Source organism: Pseudomonas sp. TSO6, assembly GCF_056098905.1.
The window spans coordinates 1-17263 of record NZ_JBLZWV010000062.1; the positions used below are offsets into that span (position 1 = coordinate 1).

Sequence of the window (17263 nt, forward strand, 5' to 3'; positions counted from 1 at the left end):
CAGTAATCTTTGCATCAGCACAGAAAATCTGGGGCCGCTGCGCGGCCCATTCGCGACACAAGGCCGCTCCCACAAAAAAACTCTGCGGCCTGCAGGAACGATGTAAAACCCGTTTTTTTTACTGTCCCGCCGCCGCTGTTTCGTCTTGTATCTAGACGCCCCTCTTTCCAAGGACTGCCCCATGACCGAACGCCCAGCCCTGCGCTCCCAGCGCCTGAACCAGATCACCCACGCCCCGCACGCCGAGCTGGATGCCCTGGTCAAATCCCACGCGCCCTTCGACAGCCGCGAAAGCTTCGCCCGCTTCGTCGTTGCCCAGTACCTGTTCCAGTCCGAGCTGCAAGCCCTGTACAACGATCCGCAGCTGAACGCCATAGTCCCCGACCTGGCCGAGCGCTGCCGTGCCGACCAGGCCCGCCTGGACCTCGCCGACCTCGACACCGAAGTGCCAGCCGCCGTGCCCGGCGCCGTGGGCAAGCCGAGCCTGGGCGAGGCAATGGGCTGGATCTTCGTCTCTGAAGGCTCCAAACTGGGCGCTGCGTTTCTGATCAAGCGTGCAGTGGCCCTGGAGCTGTCCGACACCTTCGGTGCCCGCCACCTGGGCGAGCCAGCCGGTGGCCGTGCCGAAGGCTGGAAGCAGTTCACCCGCATCCTCGATGGCCTTGAGCTGTCGGCTGAAGAGGAAGCCGCTGCCGAACGCGGTGCAGTTGCCGCCTTCGAGCGTTTCACCGAACTGCTCAAACATGCCTATGCTGCGGATGCCGCGCTGGTCTGATACGCCGTAACCGGCCACCCTACCGGTGGCCGAACCGCTTTTTGCAGTGAGACCATGACCCGACCTGCCCGCTCGAAGATCGCCCGCCTGTTGTATGGAATCCTGGCTTACGTGAGCCTTGGGGTGGGCTTGGTCGCAATCGTCATACCCGGTTTGCCGACCACCGAATTCATCCTGCTGGCCGCCTGGGCGGCGACCCGCAGCTCGCCGCGCCTGTCTGCCTGGCTGGAGAACCACCGGCTGTTCGGGCCGATTCTCTACAACTGGCGCAACGGCAAGGTGATCCAGCGCCGGGCCAAGGTAAGCGCTACCATCAGCATGCTGCTGTGCGCGGGCCTGATGCTGACGTTTCTGGAGCACCACTGGCCGGTGTTCCTGGCAATCGCCGGCATGACCCTGGGCAACCTGTGGATCTGGTCACGCCCGGAGCACGCCTGCCCTGCCCCGTCACAAGCTCAACAGCCCTGAATACAGGGCGTAGGCCGCCAGTGCAGCGCCCGCCAGCACAGCGGCGAAAATCAGCTTTTCCCAGGTGGTGAACAACGCCTGGCCCTGCTCATGCTTGGCCCTGGCAAACAGAATTACGCCGGGGGCATACAGCAGCGCCGACAGCAGCAGGTACTTGAGCCCGCCGGCATACAACAGCCACACGGCATACAGCAAGGCAACCAGCGCCACCAGCAAGTCCTTGCGCCGCAACCCCGTTTGCCCTGCATAGGTTTCTGCACGCACCGCCAGCAGCACGGCATACGCCGCCGACCACAGGTAAGGCACCAGGATCATCGACGAAGCCAGGTAGATGAGGCTGGTGTAGGTACCGGCCGAGAACAGCGTAATCAGCAAGAAGCCCTGGATCATGCAGTTGGTCAGCCACAGGGCGTTGGCAGGCACATGGTTGGCGTTTTCCTTGGCCAGAAAGCGCGGCATGGTCTTGTCCCGCGCCGTGGCGAACAGGATCTCGGCACACAGCAACGCCCACGACAGCAACGCGCCCAGCAGCGAAACCGCCAGGCCGAGGCTGATCAGCAACGCCCCCCAAGGGCCGACGATATGCTCCAGCACCGACGCCAGCGACGGGTTCTGCAAACCGGCCAGTTCCGGCTGGGTCATCACCCCTAGCGAAAGCACGTTGACCAGCACCAGCAGCGCCAGCACACCCAGAAAACCGATGACGGTAGCCTTGCCCACATCCGAACGACGCTCGGCGCGCCCGGAGTACACGCTGGCGCCCTCGATGCCGATGAACACGAACACGGTCACCAGCATCATGTTGCGCACCTGCTCCAGCACGCTGCCGAATTGCGGGTTGCTCAAGCCCCAGATGTCACGGGTGAAGATATCGGCACGAAAGGCGAACGCCGCAATCACCACGAACATCAGCAACGGCACCACCTTGGCCACGGTGGTCACCTGGTTGATGAAAGCGGCTTCCTTGATGCCGCGCAGCACCAGAAAGTGGACTGACCACAGCAGCAACGAGGCACAGCCGATGGCGATCGGCGTGTTGCCTTCGCCGAAAACCGGAAAGTAAAAGCCCAAGGTGCTGAACAGCAGTACGAAATAGCCGACATTGCCCAGCCAGGCGCTGATCCAGTAGCCCCAGGCCGAAGAGAAGCCCATGTAGTCGCCGAAACCCGCCTTGGCATAGGCGTACACCCCCGAGTCCAGTTCCGGCTTGCGGTTGGCCAGGGTCTGGAACACGAAGGCCAGGGCCAGCATGCCGACGGCTGTGATGCCCCAACCGATCAGCACCGCCCCGACATCGGCACGCGCCGCCATGTTCTGCGGCAGCGAGAAGATCCCGCCGCCAATCATCGAGCCGACCACCAGTGCGATCAGCGCGCCCAGGCGCAACTTCTGTCCCGGTTCGCTCATGCATCCCCCATTTTTTTTCGCGCTGTCATGCCTTTGAAACAGCCCTGCGGGCCATATACATGTGGTTACTTATAAGAAAACCCGCCACTCAAGCTATAGCACTCATAACTGCCTTGTCTATGCACCCTTCGTTAAAAGCTAGCAGCTGGATAGCAACTAGAACAGTTCCCGATAAAACTCAAAATTATTGTGAAAAATTTGCGAAAGCGTCAAAAACGGCTAGCTTCAAGCATCGCAGGCTGAACAGAGCGTTTGCTCTAGAAAGACATGGAGGTGCCAGCGCGCAAGGCTTGCAGCTTAAGCTGTCGGCACTCTCCAGGAGCACCCGTGAAGGAAATTTCCCACCTTCACGTCGCCTTAAACTGACACAAGTCAGCTTACGGCAACGGCGTCGGATTTATGCTGACGTCAACTTTCTCCTGGCAGGAGTTGTTAAATGTCTGATTCATCCGGAAAACTAAAGCTCGGCGCGTTAGTTGCACTTGTCGTCGGTTCGATGATTGGCGGCGGGATCTTCTCGCTGCCGCAAAACATGGCCGCCAGTGCAGGGGTTGGCGCTGTGCTGATCGGCTGGGGCATCACCGCGGTCGGCATGCTGACCCTGGCGTTCGTGTTCCAGACCCTGGCCAACCGCAAGCCTGACCTGGATGGCGGGGTGTATGCCTACGCCAAGGCCGGTTTCGGCGACTACATGGGCTTCTCTTCGGCCTGGGGCTACTGGATCAGCGCCTGGCTTGGCAACGTCGGCTACTTCGTGCTGTTGTTCAGCACCTTGGGCTACTTCTTCCCGATCTTCGGTGAAGGCAACACGCCGGCCGCCATCATTGGCGCGTCGATCCTGTTGTGGGCAGTGCACTTCCTGGTGCTGCGTGGCATCAAGGAAGCAGCGTTCATCAACCTGGTCACCACCGTGGCCAAGGTGGTGCCGCTGGTGCTGTTCGCGCTGATCTGCCTGTTTGCCTTCAGGCTCGACATCTTCACCGCCGACATCTGGGCCCTGGGTACACCGGAGCTGGGCAGCGTGATGAACCAGGTGCGCAACATGATGCTGGTCACCGTGTGGGTGTTCATCGGCATCGAGGGCGCGAGCATCTTCTCGTCCCGGGCGGAAAAGCGCTCTGACGTGGGCAAGGCCACGGTCATCGGCTTTGTCACCGTGCTGCTGTTCCTGGTGCTGGTCAACGTACTGTCGCTGGGCATCATGACCCAACCGGAACTGGCCAAGCTGCAGAACCCGTCGATGGCAGCCGTACTGGAGCATGTGGTCGGCCACTGGGGCGCGGTGCTGATCAGCGTCGGCCTGATCATCTCGCTGTTGGGGGCCTTGCTTTCGTGGGTACTGCTGTGCGCCGAGATCATGTTCGCTGCCGCCAAAGACCACACCATGCCGGAGTTCCTGCGCCGCGAAAATGCCAACCAGGTACCGGCCAACGCCCTGTGGCTTACCAACGCCATGGTGCAGATCTTCCTGGTGATCACGCTGTTCTCCAACAGCACCTACCTGTCGCTGATCTACCTCGCCACCTCGATGATCCTGGTGCCCTACCTGTGGTCGGCAGCCTATGCGTTCCTGCTGGCACTGCGCAGCGAAACCTACGAGCAGGCCCTGGCCGAACGCAAGAAAGACCTGATCATCGGCGGCATCGCCCTGCTGTACGCCATCTGGCTGCTGTACGCCGGCGGCGTGAAATACCTGCTGCTCTCGGCCCTGCTCTACGCACCTGGGGCGATTTTGTTCGCCAAAGCCAAGCGTGAAGTTGGCCAACCTATCTTCACCAACGTGGAAAAACTGATCTTCGCAGCCGTGGTCATTGGCGCCTTGGTGGCAGCTTATGGCCTGTACGACGGCTTCCTGACCCTTTGACCCACGTCTTCGTTCAATTGGAGGAATGAAACCATGTCCGCTGAAAAACAGAAGTACGGTGTCCACTCCGAAGCCGGCAAACTGCGCAAAGTGATGGTTTGCTCGCCGGGCCTGGCGCACAAGCGCCTGACGCCGAGCAACTGTGACGAGCTGCTGTTCGACGATGTGATCTGGGTCGACCAGGCCAAGCGTGACCATTTCGACTTCGTCACCAAAATGCGCGAGCGCGGCGTGGATGTGCTGGAAATGCACAACCTGCTGACCGACATCGTGCAGCAACCCGAAGCCCTCAAGTGGATCCTTGACCGCAAGATTACCTCTGACACCGTGGGTGTCGGCCTGACCAACGAGGTGCGTAGCTGGCTCGAAGGGCTGGAACCACGCCACCTGGCAGAGTTTCTGATTGGCGGCGTGGCAGGCCAGGACCTTCCAGTCAGCGAAGGCGCCGAAGTGATCAAGATGTACAACAAGTACCTCGGCCACTCCAGCTTCATTCTGCCACCACTGCCTAACACCCAGTTCACCCGCGACACCACCTGCTGGATCTACGGTGGCGTGACGCTCAACCCGATGTACTGGCCTGCGCGACGCCAGGAAACCCTGCTGACCACAGCCATTTACAAGTTCCACAAGGAATTCACCGGTGCTGACTTCCAGGTCTGGTATGGCGACCCGGACAAGGATCACGGCAACGCCACCCTCGAGGGCGGCGACGTGATGCCGGTCGGCAAGGGCATCGTGCTGATCGGCATGGGTGAGCGCACCTCGCGCCATGCCATCGGCCAACTCGCTCAGAACCTGTTCGAGAAAGGCGCGGCCGAGAAAATCATCGTCGCCGGGCTGCCGAAGTCCCGCGCGGCGATGCACCTGGACACCGTGTTCAGCTTCTGCGACCGCGACTTGGTAACGGTATTCCCGGAGGTGGTGAAAGAGATCAAGCCATTCATCATCACCCCAGACTCCAGCAAGCCCTATGGCATGAACATCGCGCCCCAGGATGCCTCGTTCCTCGAGGTGGTATCCGAGCAGTTGCTGGGCAAGAAAGACAAGCTGCGCGTGGTCGAGACCGGCGGCAACAGCTTTGCCGCCGAGCGCGAGCAGTGGGATGACGGCAACAACGTGGTGGCCATCGAGCCGGGCGTGGTCATCGGCTATGACCGCAACACCTACACCAACACCCTGCTGCGCAAGGCCGGCATCGAGGTCATCACCATCAGCGCCGGCGAACTGGGCCGGGGCCGGGGCGGCGGCCACTGCATGACCTGCCCGATTGTGCGTGACCCGATCGACTACTAACGACCATTGCACCCGGCCGCGCCCACAAAGTGCCGGCCGGGACACTACCGAACTCAAGGAGAAGCAATCATGGCGTTCAACATTCACAACCGCAACCTGCTCAGCCTGGAACACCACACCAACCGCGAGCTGCGCTACCTGCTGGACCTGTCCCGCGACCTCAAGCGTGCCAAGTACACTGGCACCGAGCAGCAGCACCTGAAGGGCAACAATATCGCGCTGATCTTCGAAAAAACCTCCACCCGTACCCGCTGCGCCTTCGAAGTGGCGGCTTACGACCAGGGCGCGAACGTTACCTACATCGACCCCAACTCTTCGCAGATCGGCCACAAAGAGAGCATGAAGGACACCGCCCGCGTGCTCGGGCGCATGTACGACGCCATCGAGTACCGTGGCTTCAAGCAGGAAATCGTCGAAGAGCTGGCCAAGTTTGCCGGCGTACCGGTGTTCAACGGCCTGACCGATGAGTACCACCCCACCCAGATGATCGCTGACGTGCTCACCATGCGCGAGAACAGCGACAAGCCGCTGCACGACATCAGCTACGCCTACCTGGGCGACGCCCGCAACAACATGGGCAACTCGCTGCTGCTGATTGGCGCCAAGCTCGGCATGGATGTGCGCATCGCCGCGCCAAAGGCACTTTGGCCGCATGACGACCTGGTCGAGCGCTGCAAGAAGTACGCTGAGGAAAGCGGCGCCCGCATCACCCTCACCGAAGACCCGAAAGCGGCGGTCAAGGGTGTGGACTTTGTGCATACCGACGTATGGGTATCGATGGGCGAGCCGATCGAAGCCTGGGGTGAGCGCATCAAGCAGCTCAAGCCTTACCAGGTGAATGCCGAGCTGATGAAGTCCACTGGCAACCCACGGACCAAGTTCATGCACTGCCTGCCGGCGTTCCATAACTCCGACACCAAGGTAGGCAAGCAGATCGCCGAACAATACCCGGACCTGGCCAACGGCATCGAAGTGACTGACGACGTGTTCGAGTCGCCGGCCTGCATCGCCTTCGAGCAGGCGGAAAACCGCATGCACACCATCAAAGCGATCCTGGTGTCGACCCTGGCTGACCTCTGACAACCACCCCGCTCCTGTGGGAGCTGGCTTGCCGGCGATGCAGGCAACCCGGTGCATGGCACCGGCTTCGCCGGTGATCGCCGGCAAGCCAGCTCCCACAAAGGATCGAGGTGCTCACCCCATCTGCGTAAAGGACATTCCCCATGCGTATCGTTGTTGCATTGGGCGGCAACGCCCTGCTGCGTCGCGGCGAGCCCATGACCGCTGACAACCAGCGCGCCAATATCCGCACCGCCACCGAACAGATCGCCAAGATTCACCCTGGCAACGAACTGGTCATCGCCCACGGCAACGGTCCGCAAGTCGGGCTGCTGTCGCTTCAGGCACTGTCCTACAAGCCTGACGAGGCTTACCCACTGGACGTGCTGGGTGCCGAAACCGAAGGCATGATCGGCTACATGATCGAACAGGAACTGGGCAACCTGCTGGCCTTCGAGGTGCCGTTCGCCACCCTGCTGACCCAGGTGGAAGTGGACGCCAACGACCCCGCCTTCAAGGACCCGACCAAGTTCATCGGCCCGGTCTACAGCAAGGAAGAGGCCGAGCGCCTGGCCAAAGAGAAAGGCTGGGTGGTCAAGGCCGATGGCGACAAGTACCGCCGTGTGGTGGCCAGCCCGAAACCCAAGCGCATCTTCGAAATCCGCCCGATCAAGTGGCTGTTGGAAAAGAACAGCATCGTGATTTGCGCAGGCGGTGGCGGCATCCCCACCATGTACGATGAAAACCGCAAGCTCAAAGGTATCGAAGCGGTGATCGACAAGGACCTGTGCTCGGCACTGCTGGCCGAGCAACTGGAAGCCGACCTTCTGATTATCGCCACTGACGTCGATGCAGCCTACATTGACTGGGGCAAGCCGACGCAGAAGGCCATTGCCCAGGCTCATCCGGACGAACTCGAGCGCCTTGGCTTCGCCGCAGGCTCCATGGGGCCGAAGGTGCAAGCGGCCAGTGACTTTGCCCGCAACACCGGCAAGGTGGCGGTAATCAGTTCGCTGGAAAACATTGAAGACATTGTCAAAGGTACTGCCGGCACACGGGTTTCCACCGCGAAGCCTGGGATCAGCTACCGTTGAATGCAGTTGGCGGGCGCCAGGTGCCCGCCGTTTTCGACCTTCCAAAGGAGCTAGCCATGGCCCAGTACCACCCCGGTCATGTACACATCGAGCGCACTGCGCTGAACAATACCGACCACAGCTATGACCTGAACATCGAGTACGAAGCAGCGTCGGACCCCAAGGAAGGCAGAGGCATTCAGTTCCGCATGCATGGCAGCATCGAAGGCAAGCCTGTGGAAGAAAAGTTCTTCCTCGCCAAGGACCAGGTGCTGCCAAGCTTTCTCATGCTGCTGACTCGCAAGGCGCAGTCGTATCTGGCGCCGCCGAAGAAATTCGAGAACCTGAGTTCGCCGCACAAACTCTACGACTATATGTTTGCGGACATTCGCGAAAAGCTCGATGTCAAATCGGGCGACCCGATCAAGCCTGAACATCTCGAGTGAATTCAAGATCTCGGGGCTGCTTTGCAGCCCATTCGCGGCACAAGGCCGCTCCTACAGGAGAATGCGTAAACTTTGTGTCGCGATAGGGCCGCACAGCGGCCCCGGCGATGTTAAGGCATACTACCGCCCTCCCCGGCCATCACCTTTCGCCTCCTCATGCGCATCCACGTCAGCTTCATCGACCGCGTCGGCATCACCCAGGAAGTCCTCGCCCTGCTCGGTGCCCGCCACCTCAACCTGGACGCCGTGGAGATGGTCCCGCCGAACGTCTACATCGACGCCCCCACCCTCAGCCCCGCCGTGCTCGAAGAACTGCATGATGCACTGTTCGAGGTGCAAGGCGTGCAATCGGTAGACGTGGTCGACATCCTCCCCGGCCAGCGTCGTCACCTGCAGCTCGATGCCCTGCTGGCAGCGATGAGCGACCCAGTGCTGGCAGTGGACAGCGCAGGCCTGGTGCTGCTGGCCAACCCGGCGCTGATCGCCTTGTGCGGCCGCGAATCCGCCGGGCGCTCGGTGGGTGAACTGTTCGGCGACCCCGCGCTGCTGCAGGCGCTTTTGGACAACAACTTCCACCTGCCCATGCGCGAGATGCAGCTCAACGGCCAGAGCCTGCTGCTGGACGCCATGCCGATCACCAACGCCGGTGGCCTGCTGACGCTGTACCCCCCAACCCGCATGGGCGAACGCCTGTCGGCGCTGCACCACGACCATGCCGAAGGCTTCGATGCCCTGCTCGGCGAGTCGCCCGCCATCCGCACGCTCAAGGCCCGCGCCCTGCGCGTGGCGGCGCTCGATGCACCGCTGCTGGTGCATGGCGAAACCGGCACTGGCAAAGAGCTGGTAGCCCGCGCCTGCCATGCCATCAGCAGCCGCCATGCGGCACCGTTCCTGGCCCTGAACTGTGCCGCACTGCCCGAAAGCCTGGCCGAGAGCGAGTTGTTCGGTTACGCCCCTGGCGCCTTCACCGGCGCGCAACGCGGTGGCAAGCCCGGGCTGATGGAGCTGGCCAACCAGGGCACGGTGTTCCTTGATGAAATTGGCGAAATGTCACCGTATTTGCAGGCCAAGCTGCTGCGTTTTCTAAGCGATGGCAGCTTCCGTCGGGTGGGCGGTGACCGCGAAGTGAAGGTGGACGTGCGCATCATCAGCGCCACCCACCGCGACCTGGAGCGCATGGTCGCCGAAGGCAGCTTCCGCGAAGACCTGTTCTACCGCCTCAACGTGCTCAACCTGCAGGTACCGCCCCTGCGCGACAGGGGCCAGGACATCCTGATGCTGGCGCACTTCTTCATGCAGCAAGCCTGCACGCAGATCCAGCGCCAAGCCTGCCGGCTGACCCCCGCCACCCACTCTGCACTGCTGGCCAACCCTTGGCCGGGCAACGTGCGCCAGCTACAGAACGTGATTTTCCGCGCTGCGGCCATCTGCGAGGGCAACCTGGTGGATATCGGCGACCTGGACATTGCCGGCACCTCGGTGGCCCGCGGGCAGGACGGCGAAGTGGCCAGCCTGGAACAGGCCGTGGGTGATTTCGAGCGGGAGCTGTTACAGCGCCTGTATGCCAGTTACCCGTCGACGCGGCAGCTGGCCGGGCGCTTGCAAACTTCGCATACCGCTATTGCCCAGCGACTGCGTAAATATGGAATACCCGGGAAACTTTGAAGCGTGTCGTCAAAACCGACAGCTCATTCAGACTTTTCCTAGCCGCGTAGCCGCAATTGACTGGAGTGCTCGCCGTAGAATGGTGACATCGTAATTTCGCATGTCACCTTGAACGAAGAGTACCTTGATGTTTGAACTCGATTTTTACGGGACACTTGTAGCCGCCTCTTTAGTACTGCTACTGGGGCGCGGGCTGGTCGCGCGTATTGGTTTCCTGCGCGTTTACAATATCCCCGAACCTGTTGCAGGCGGATTGGTCGTTGCCTTGGCACTCTTGGCATTACGCAGCTTCGATATACAGGTCCAGTTTGATACCTCATTGCAAACCCCGTTGATGCTGGCGTTCTTCGCCACCATCGGTTTGAGTGCAGACTTCGCCAGCCTGAAGAAAGGCGGGCGCGTGGTCGCCGTGTTCCTGCTGGTGGTGACTGGCTTGCTCCTGGTGCAGAACGCCATGGGCATCGGCCTGGCAACGGCCTTGGGGCTCGACCCGTTGATGGGCCTGCTGGCGGGTTCGATCAGCCTCTCCGGTGGCCACGGCACAGGCGCCGCCTGGGGCGCGACGTTCACTGAAAAATTTGGCCTGCCTTCGGCCTCCGAACTGGCGATGGCCTCTGCCACTTTCGGCCTGGTATTGGGCGGCCTGATTGGCGGCCCGGTTGCCAGGCTGCTGATCAAGCGGGTAAAGACGCACGGCAGCGATGAAGAAGCCCCCCAACTACCAAAAGGCTTTGAGCAGCCGAATAAAGAGCGCCTGATTACATCATCTTCATTCATCGAAACCTTGGCCCTGATTGCCGTCAGCTTGCTGGCGGGCACCCTCCTTCACGGTTTATTGAAAAGCACTGCATTTGAATTACCGACCTTCGTGTGCGTATTGTTCGTCGGCGTGCTGTTGCGCAACGGTCTTTCCGCATTCGGTTTCTACCGTGTATTCGAGCGGGAAGTTTCGGTCTTGGGCAATGTCAGTTTGTCCCTGTTCCTGGCCATTGCCTTGATGTCGCTGAAGTTGTGGGACCTGGCCGCACTGGCCTTACCCTTCTTTATATTGCTGGCCACGCAAACACTGGTCATGGCACTGTTCGCGATCTTCGTGACGTTCAGGGTGATGGGCCGCAACTACGATGCGGCAGTACTGGCTGCCGGGCACTGCGGCTTCGGCCTGGGGGCAACGCCGACGGCCATCGCCAACATGCAGGCAGTGACCCAGCGCTACGGCGCCTCGCACATCGCCTTCCTGGTAGTGCCGATGGTAGGGGCGTTCTTCATCGATATCATCAATGTCATCGTGATCAAGCTGTACCTGGCATTACCCTTTTTAGCGTGAGTTAAAACATCCAACCGTCCATGTAGCCACTACTGGGCATGACCGGGTCTACCGGGGCCTCACAACGCTGGGTGCATTGGCATTGTGGGCTGTCGGCATGACCCCGTTCGAGGCTATCAACCATTCGATGTCGCTGATTCCAACCGGCGGCTTTTCAAATCCTCACCATACTGGTTCTGGTCTCTCCTGCGTTCTGGCGGTTCTAGGCGGACTGATCGAGAAAATCGCCAATAACATCGTCGCGGCTCTACCCCATGATGTCGTAATCCTGGCGGCATCATGGCGATATTGCGCAGGCGACGCTGCCAGCCACCGGCCGTTTGGCGGGTGTGGCGGGGCCTGGCAGCGCTTGATTACGCAACCCGCTTGGTTCACCTGAGAACGGTTGTTCGGTAGACTACCGGACGGGTGCCAACTGCACAGTGCAGTGAGGCAGGTTAAAAAACAGCGCAGGTCGGGCCGCCATGCGGGAGTACCTGCGCCTATGCAAAAAAAAGAAATGCCTCGCGCCCAGAAGCTGGCCGAGCGTGCCTTCGCCAACCTTGAACGCTTTGTACACATTGAAGCGGTCAGCGGCGTTGTTCTACTGATTGCCGCCGTCGCCGCCCTGATCTGGGCGAACTCCCCGTCTGCCGACAGTTATGAAGCCCTCTGGCATACCCCTTTGACGATCGGCGTGGGTTCGCTGGTCTATTCGCAATCTCTGCATTTCTGGATCAATGACGGCCTGATGACCATCTTCTTCCTGGTCGTTGGCATGGAAATCCGCCGGGAGATCCACGAGGGCGCCCTGTCCAGCCTGCGCCAGGCTACCCTGCCCATGGCAGCCGCCGTCGGCGGGGTAGCGGTGCCCGCACTTCTCTACCTGAGTTTTGGCCACGCGTCGGCAGAACAACAAGGCTGGGCAGTTCCAACCGCCACGGATATCGCATTTGCGGTCGGCGTATTGGCGCTGCTCGGCAAATCCATCCCGTCCAACGTACGGGTGTTTCTGCTCGCCCTGGCAATCATCGATGACATCATCGCAGTCCTGATCATCGCATTCTTCTATTCAGGCGGCCTTGATTACAGCGGTTTCGGCGTTGCCGTGATCGGCCTGCTAATGGTGATCGGGCTGCAGAAGATCGGTGTGGGTACGGCCTACGCCTATATCGTTCCTGGCGCTCTGGTCTGGCTGGGCATCTTGTTGACCGGAGCCCACCCCACCCTCGCAGGCGTTGTGCTGGGCCTGATGACACCGGTGACCGCCATGCCGATGCGTGAGCGGCCACTGGATGCAATTACCCGTTTCACCGGAGAATTGCTGGGGCGGGCCAAAGCCCCCGAGCAAGATGCCAGCGACCTCATCGACCCTTTGAAACGACTGCGTCTGGCGCAGCGCGAACTGGTGCCGCCGGTGGTACGCATGCAAGGCGCCCTGCACCCTTGGGTAGCTTTCGGCATCATGCCTGTGTTTGCCTTGGCCAATGCCGGCGTCAGCCTTTCGGGCGTAGACCTGTCCGCCGAGGCCCCCCAGTGGGTCATGATCGCCGTGGCTGTCGCACTGGTCGCTGGCAAGCCCTTGGGCATCGTGTGTGTCAGTTGGCTGATGGTCCGCCTGGGCTGGTGCATACTTCCCGCTGACGTCAACTGGCGTAGCATCATCCTGGTTGGGCTGCTGGCCGGCATCGGCTTCACCATGTCGATCTTCATCGCCAACCTCGCCTTCGTCGACCCTGGCTCACTGGGAGCAGCGAAACTTGGCGTTCTGTCCGCGTCGTTGATCGCGGCCGTACTGGGCTTGACCTGGGGCGTATGGAGCATACGCAGAGCAGCATCTGCGACCAGAGCAAGTTCGCCCGCCTAGCAACATTCCTGGTGTGGCGGTCCAGCATGACCGAGCAAGTGGATCGCCATATCTGCCCCCTACAACCTGTGTCGGGTAGGCCCGTTCGGTAAAACACGCCATACCCGGTTACGAAGAAACGCGTGCCCTGCTGGAAACTCAGCCGATCACGGATTTGGGTTTTCTTCTCTGGAAGTTTCTGGCCAATGTCGTTTCGTATCCTTCGGGCATCCCCGGCGGGCTCTTTTTGCCTTCGCTGAGTATTGGCGCCGCATTCGCGCCACTGCTGTCAGTGCTACCCGATGTCGATCCCCAAGCATGCGCACTACTTGGAATGGGCGCCTACCTTGCCGGAGTGACCCGTTCCCCACTGGCCGCCTTGGACGCGTGCAATACGCTGTTCAATGGCTTCGATCACGGCTTTTTCGACACGATCAATCGTCTCGCCTGAAGCAGGGTGATTGTCGGCGAGTTGCAATGCAAGTGGCAGGCCGCGTACGAATGGGCATGTATCGATTTAGTTACAGTGCAACGAAATCAATACACGCCCATTCGAGAGCGCCTCCACAGGGGTTTGATGCCCAAACGGTTTTTCCTGGCCTGCCACCTGTAGCGTTTTCGTTCCATGAAAACCAGATGACAATCCAAGAAACTATCTAACTAATTGTTTTATATGGATTTTTATTAACTGGCCGTATTTTTGCTTAGAGAATCCCAACCCAAGAGCGCGGAGCCACCGCGCCCAACGCCCTGCTTCCCGAGGATTCCCCATGAGCGAGTTGCGTTTCACTGAAGATCACGAATGGCTGCGCGTCGAAGCCGATGGCAGCGTCACCGTGGGCATCACTGCCTACGCCCAGAACGCCCTTGGCGATGTGGTTTTCGTGCAACTGCCCGAGTTGCAGCAGTATGAGAAAGGTAGCGAAGCGTCCACCGTCGAGTCGGTCAAGGCCGCCAGCGGCGTGTACATGCCGCTGACCGGCGAAGTGGTCGAGGTCAACGGCCAGCTCGAAAGCAGCCCTGAACTGGTCAACGAAGACCCGATGGGGGAAGGCTGGTTCTTCCGCTTCAACCCGGCCGACATGAGCGAAGTCACCGCCCTGCTCGACCAGGACGCCTACGACCGCCTGATCAAAGCCAACGACGACGCCTGAGGAACCCCGCCATGACCATCAACCTCAGCACCGCCAACGAATTCATTGCCCGTCACATCGGCCCGCGCGCCGCTGACGAGCAGGCCATGCTCGCCGCCCTGGGCTTCGACTCGCTGGACGCCATGACGGCCGCAGTCATCCCCGACAGCATCAAGGGCACCAGCGTACTGGGCTCGCACGACGGCCAGAGCGAAGCCGACGCGCTCGCCGCGCTCAAGGCCATCGCCGGCAAGAACCAGCTGTTCAAAAGCTACATCGGCCAAGGCTACTACAACACCCACACCCCGGCGCCGATCCTGCGCAACCTGCTGGAAAACCCGGCCTGGTACACCGCCTACACCCCGTACCAGCCAGAAATTTCCCAAGGCCGCCTGGAGGCGCTGCTGAACTTCCAGACCCTGATCAGCGACCTGACCGGCCTGCCGATCGCCAACGCCTCCCTGCTCGACGAAGCCACTGCTGCGGCCGAGGCCATGACCTTCTGCAAGCGTCTGTCGAAGAACAAGGCCAGCCATGCCTTCTTCGCCTCTGTGCACTGCCACCCGCAAACCCTCGACGTACTGCGCACCCGTGCCGAGCCGCTGGGTATCGAGGTGGTGGTTGGCGACGAGCGCGAGCTGGGCGATGTAAGCGCCTTCTTCGGCGCCCTGCTGCAATACCCCGCCAGCAACGGTGAAGTGTTCAACTACCGTGAAGTGGTACAGCGCTTCCACGCTGCCAACGCGCTGGTCGCCGTCGCGGCCGACCTGCTGGCCCTGACCCTGCTGACCCCACCGGGCGAATTCGACGCCGACGTGGCCATCGGCAGCGCCCAGCGTTTTGGCGTGCCACTGGGCTTCGGTGGCCCGCACGCGGCCTACTTCGCCACCCGTGACGCGTTCAAGCGCGACATGCCGGGCCGCCTGGTCGGCGTATCGATCGACCGCTTCGGCAAAACCGCCCTGCGCCTGGCCATGCAGACCCGCGAGCAGCACATCCGCCGCGAAAAGGCCACCAGCAACATCTGCACCGCCCAAGTGCTGCTGGCCAACATCGCCAGCATGTTCGCCGTCTACCACGGCCCGGCCGGCCTCAAGCGCATTGCCGAACGCACCCATGCACTGACCGCGATCCTGGCCGCCGGCCTGAAGACGCTGGGCGTACAGGTAGTGGGCGCCAGCGCCTTCGACACCCTGACCCTGGCCACTGGCACTGCCACCGCAACCCTTCATGACAAGGCACGCGCCCAGGGCATCAACCTGCGCCAGGTCGACGCCGCCCACGTGGGCCTGTCGCTGGACGAAACCAGCAGCCAGGCTGACGTTGAATCCCTGTGGCAGCTGTTCGGTGACGACAAGGCCCAGCCTGACTTCGCCGCCCTGGCTGCCAGCACCGGTTCGCTGCTGCCTGCCGCCCTGCTGCGCCAGTCGGCCATCCTCGAACACCCGGTGTTCAACCGTTACCACAGCGAAACCGAGCTGATGCGCTACCTGCGCCGCCTGGCCGACAAGGACCTGGCGCTGGACCGCAGCATGATCCCGCTGGGCTCGTGCACCATGAAGCTGAACGCGGCCAGTGAAATGATCCCGGTCACCTGGGCCGAGTTCGGCAACCTGCACCCGTTCGCCCCGGCCGCGCAAAGCCAGGGCTACCTGCAGATGACCACCGAGCTGGAGGCCATGCTGTGCGCCGCCACCGGCTATGACGCCGTGTCGCTGCAGCCCAACGCCGGCTCCCAAGGCGAGTACGCAGGCCTGCTGGCCATCCGCGCCTACCACCGCAGCCGTGGCGAAAGCCACCGCGACATCTGCCTGATCCCGTCGTCGGCCCACGGCACCAACCCGGCCACCGCACACATGGCTGGCATGCGCGTAGTCGTCACCGCCTGTGACGCCCGCGGCAACGTCGATGTCGAGGACCTGCGCGCCAAGGCCATCGAGCACCGCGAGCGCCTGGCCGCGATCATGATCACCTACCCGTCGACCCACGGTGTGTTCGAGGAAGCGATCGGCGAAATCTGCGCGATCATCCACGACAACGGTGGCCAGGTGTACATCGACGGCGCCAACATGAACGCCATGGTCGGCCTGTGCGCCCCGGGCAAGTTCGGCGGCGACGTGTCTCACCTGAACCTGCACAAGACCTTCTGCATCCCCCACGGTGGCGGCGGCCCGGGCGTTGGCCCGATTGGCGTCAAGTCGCACCTGGCGCCGTTCCTGCCTGGCCATGCGCAGCTGGAAAACACCCAAGGGGCGGTGTGCGCCGCACCGTTCGGCAGCGCCAGCATCCTGCCAATCACCTGGATGTACATCCGCATGATGGGCGGTGCCGGCCTCAAGCGTGCTTCGCAGATGGCGATCCTCAACGCCAACTACATCGCCCGCCGCCTGGAAGAGCACTATCCTGTTCTGTATACCGGTGGCAATGGCCTGGTGGCCCACGAGTGCATCCTCGACCTGCGCCCACTGAAAGACACCAGCGGCATCAGCGTCGACGACGTGGCCAAGCGCCTGATCGACTTCGGTTTCCACGCCCCGACCATGTCCTTCCCGGTGGCCGGCACGCTGATGATCGAACCGACCGAAAGTGAGGCCAAGGAAGAACTGGACCGCTTCTGTGACGCGATGATCCAGATCCGCGAAGAAATCCGTGCGGTCGAAAGCGGTAGCCTGGACAAGGACGACAACCCGCTCAAGAACGCCCCGCACACGGCGGCCGAGCTGGTTGGCGAGTGGGCCCACGGCTACAGCCGCGAGCAGGCGGTCTACCCGCTGCCAAGCCTGGTGGAAAGCAAGTACTGGCCGCCGGTCGGCCGGGTCGACAACGTGTTCGGCGACCGCAACCTGGTGTGCGCTTGCCCGTCGATCGAGAGCTATCAGGACGCCTGATTACGCTCCGGCCCGCTCCCACAGGGTTCACCGTCCG

At 61.7% G+C, this 17263-nt stretch carries 14 protein-coding genes and 1 pseudogene; 14 read left to right on the top strand and 1 reads right to left on the bottom strand.

Annotated elements, in window-relative coordinates; translation table 11 throughout:
- Positions 1-181 precede the first annotated feature (181 nt).
- On the top strand, positions 182-775 hold the full coding sequence (locus ACN6NG_RS24145) for a biliverdin-producing heme oxygenase (RefSeq protein ID WP_016501291.1): 594 nt from the start codon (positions 182-184) through the stop codon (positions 773-775).
- A gap of 54 nt (positions 776-829) precedes the next feature.
- Entirely contained in the window at positions 830-1243 is a 414-nt protein-coding gene (locus tag ACN6NG_RS24150; RefSeq protein ID WP_016501292.1) for a YbaN family protein, read from the top strand.
- On the opposite strand, the gene arcD (ACN6NG_RS24155) is transcribed toward ACN6NG_RS24150, so the two are convergent.
- Positions 1223-2650 (bottom strand): arginine-ornithine antiporter, encoded by a 1428-nt coding sequence (arcD, locus tag ACN6NG_RS24155; RefSeq protein ID WP_156859112.1) that lies wholly within the window; start codon positions 2648-2650, stop codon positions 1223-1225. The two genes, ACN6NG_RS24150 and arcD (ACN6NG_RS24155), sit on opposite strands and share 21 nt — an antisense overlap.
- A gap of 436 nt (positions 2651-3086) precedes the next feature.
- Here arcD (ACN6NG_RS24155) and arcD (ACN6NG_RS24160) point away from each other — a divergent pair, with 436 nt between their 5' ends.
- The 12 genes and pseudogenes from arcD (ACN6NG_RS24160) (at position 3087) to gcvP (ending at position 17226) form a co-directional block, all read left to right on the top strand.
- Positions 3087-4514, top strand: coding sequence for an arginine-ornithine antiporter (gene arcD, locus ACN6NG_RS24160; protein WP_016501294.1), 1428 nt, complete (start codon positions 3087-3089; stop codon positions 4512-4514).
- Positions 4515-4547: 33 nt separating this feature from the next.
- Complete coding sequence (gene arcA, locus ACN6NG_RS24165; RefSeq protein ID WP_016501295.1) at positions 4548-5810, top strand: arginine deiminase; 1263 nt, start codon at positions 4548-4550, stop codon at positions 5808-5810.
- 69 nt (positions 5811-5879) lie between these two features.
- Positions 5880-6890: an ornithine carbamoyltransferase gene (locus ACN6NG_RS24170; protein ID WP_016501296.1), complete on the top strand. Its 1011-nt coding sequence runs from the start codon at positions 5880-5882 to the stop codon at positions 6888-6890.
- A 143-nt stretch (positions 6891-7033) separates the two neighbouring features.
- Positions 7034-7963, top strand: coding sequence for a carbamate kinase (arcC, locus tag ACN6NG_RS24175; RefSeq protein ID WP_043196856.1), 930 nt, complete (start codon positions 7034-7036; stop codon positions 7961-7963).
- A 56-nt stretch (positions 7964-8019) separates the two neighbouring features.
- Positions 8020-8388, top strand: coding sequence for a DUF5064 family protein (locus ACN6NG_RS24180; RefSeq protein WP_059394656.1), 369 nt, complete (start codon positions 8020-8022; stop codon positions 8386-8388).
- Positions 8389-8544: 156 nt separating this feature from the next.
- A complete protein-coding gene (locus ACN6NG_RS24185; RefSeq protein WP_353455781.1) occupies positions 8545-10053 on the top strand; it encodes a sigma-54-dependent transcriptional regulator in 1509 nt (502 codons plus the stop codon).
- Between the two features lie 127 nt (positions 10054-10180).
- Complete coding sequence (gene gltS / locus ACN6NG_RS24190) at positions 10181-11380, top strand: sodium/glutamate symporter (RefSeq protein WP_063426422.1); 1200 nt, start codon at positions 10181-10183, stop codon at positions 11378-11380.
- Between the two features lie 97 nt (positions 11381-11477).
- The gene (locus ACN6NG_RS24195) at positions 11478-11759 is read left to right on the top strand and encodes a hypothetical protein (protein WP_155737867.1); all 282 of its coding nucleotides are present in this window, start codon (positions 11478-11480) and stop codon (positions 11757-11759) included.
- 105 nt (positions 11760-11864) lie between these two features.
- Positions 11865-13226 carry a Na+/H+ antiporter NhaA gene (gene nhaA / locus ACN6NG_RS24200; RefSeq protein ID WP_474316631.1) on the top strand — a complete coding sequence of 454 codons (1362 nt, stop codon included), beginning with the start codon at positions 11865-11867 and terminating at the stop codon, positions 13224-13226.
- A gap of 106 nt (positions 13227-13332) precedes the next feature.
- Positions 13333-13656, top strand: a pseudogene (locus ACN6NG_RS24205) (chloride channel protein); the annotation flags it as partial.
- A gap of 319 nt (positions 13657-13975) precedes the next feature.
- Entirely contained in the window at positions 13976-14359 is a 384-nt protein-coding gene (gene gcvH / locus ACN6NG_RS24210; RefSeq protein WP_016501301.1) for a glycine cleavage system protein GcvH, read from the top strand.
- An 11-nt stretch (positions 14360-14370) separates the two neighbouring features.
- Positions 14371-17226, top strand: a complete 2856-nt coding sequence (gene gcvP / locus ACN6NG_RS24215; protein ID WP_353455784.1) for an aminomethyl-transferring glycine dehydrogenase — start codon at positions 14371-14373, stop codon at positions 17224-17226.
- Positions 17227-17263: the final 37 nt, after the last annotated feature.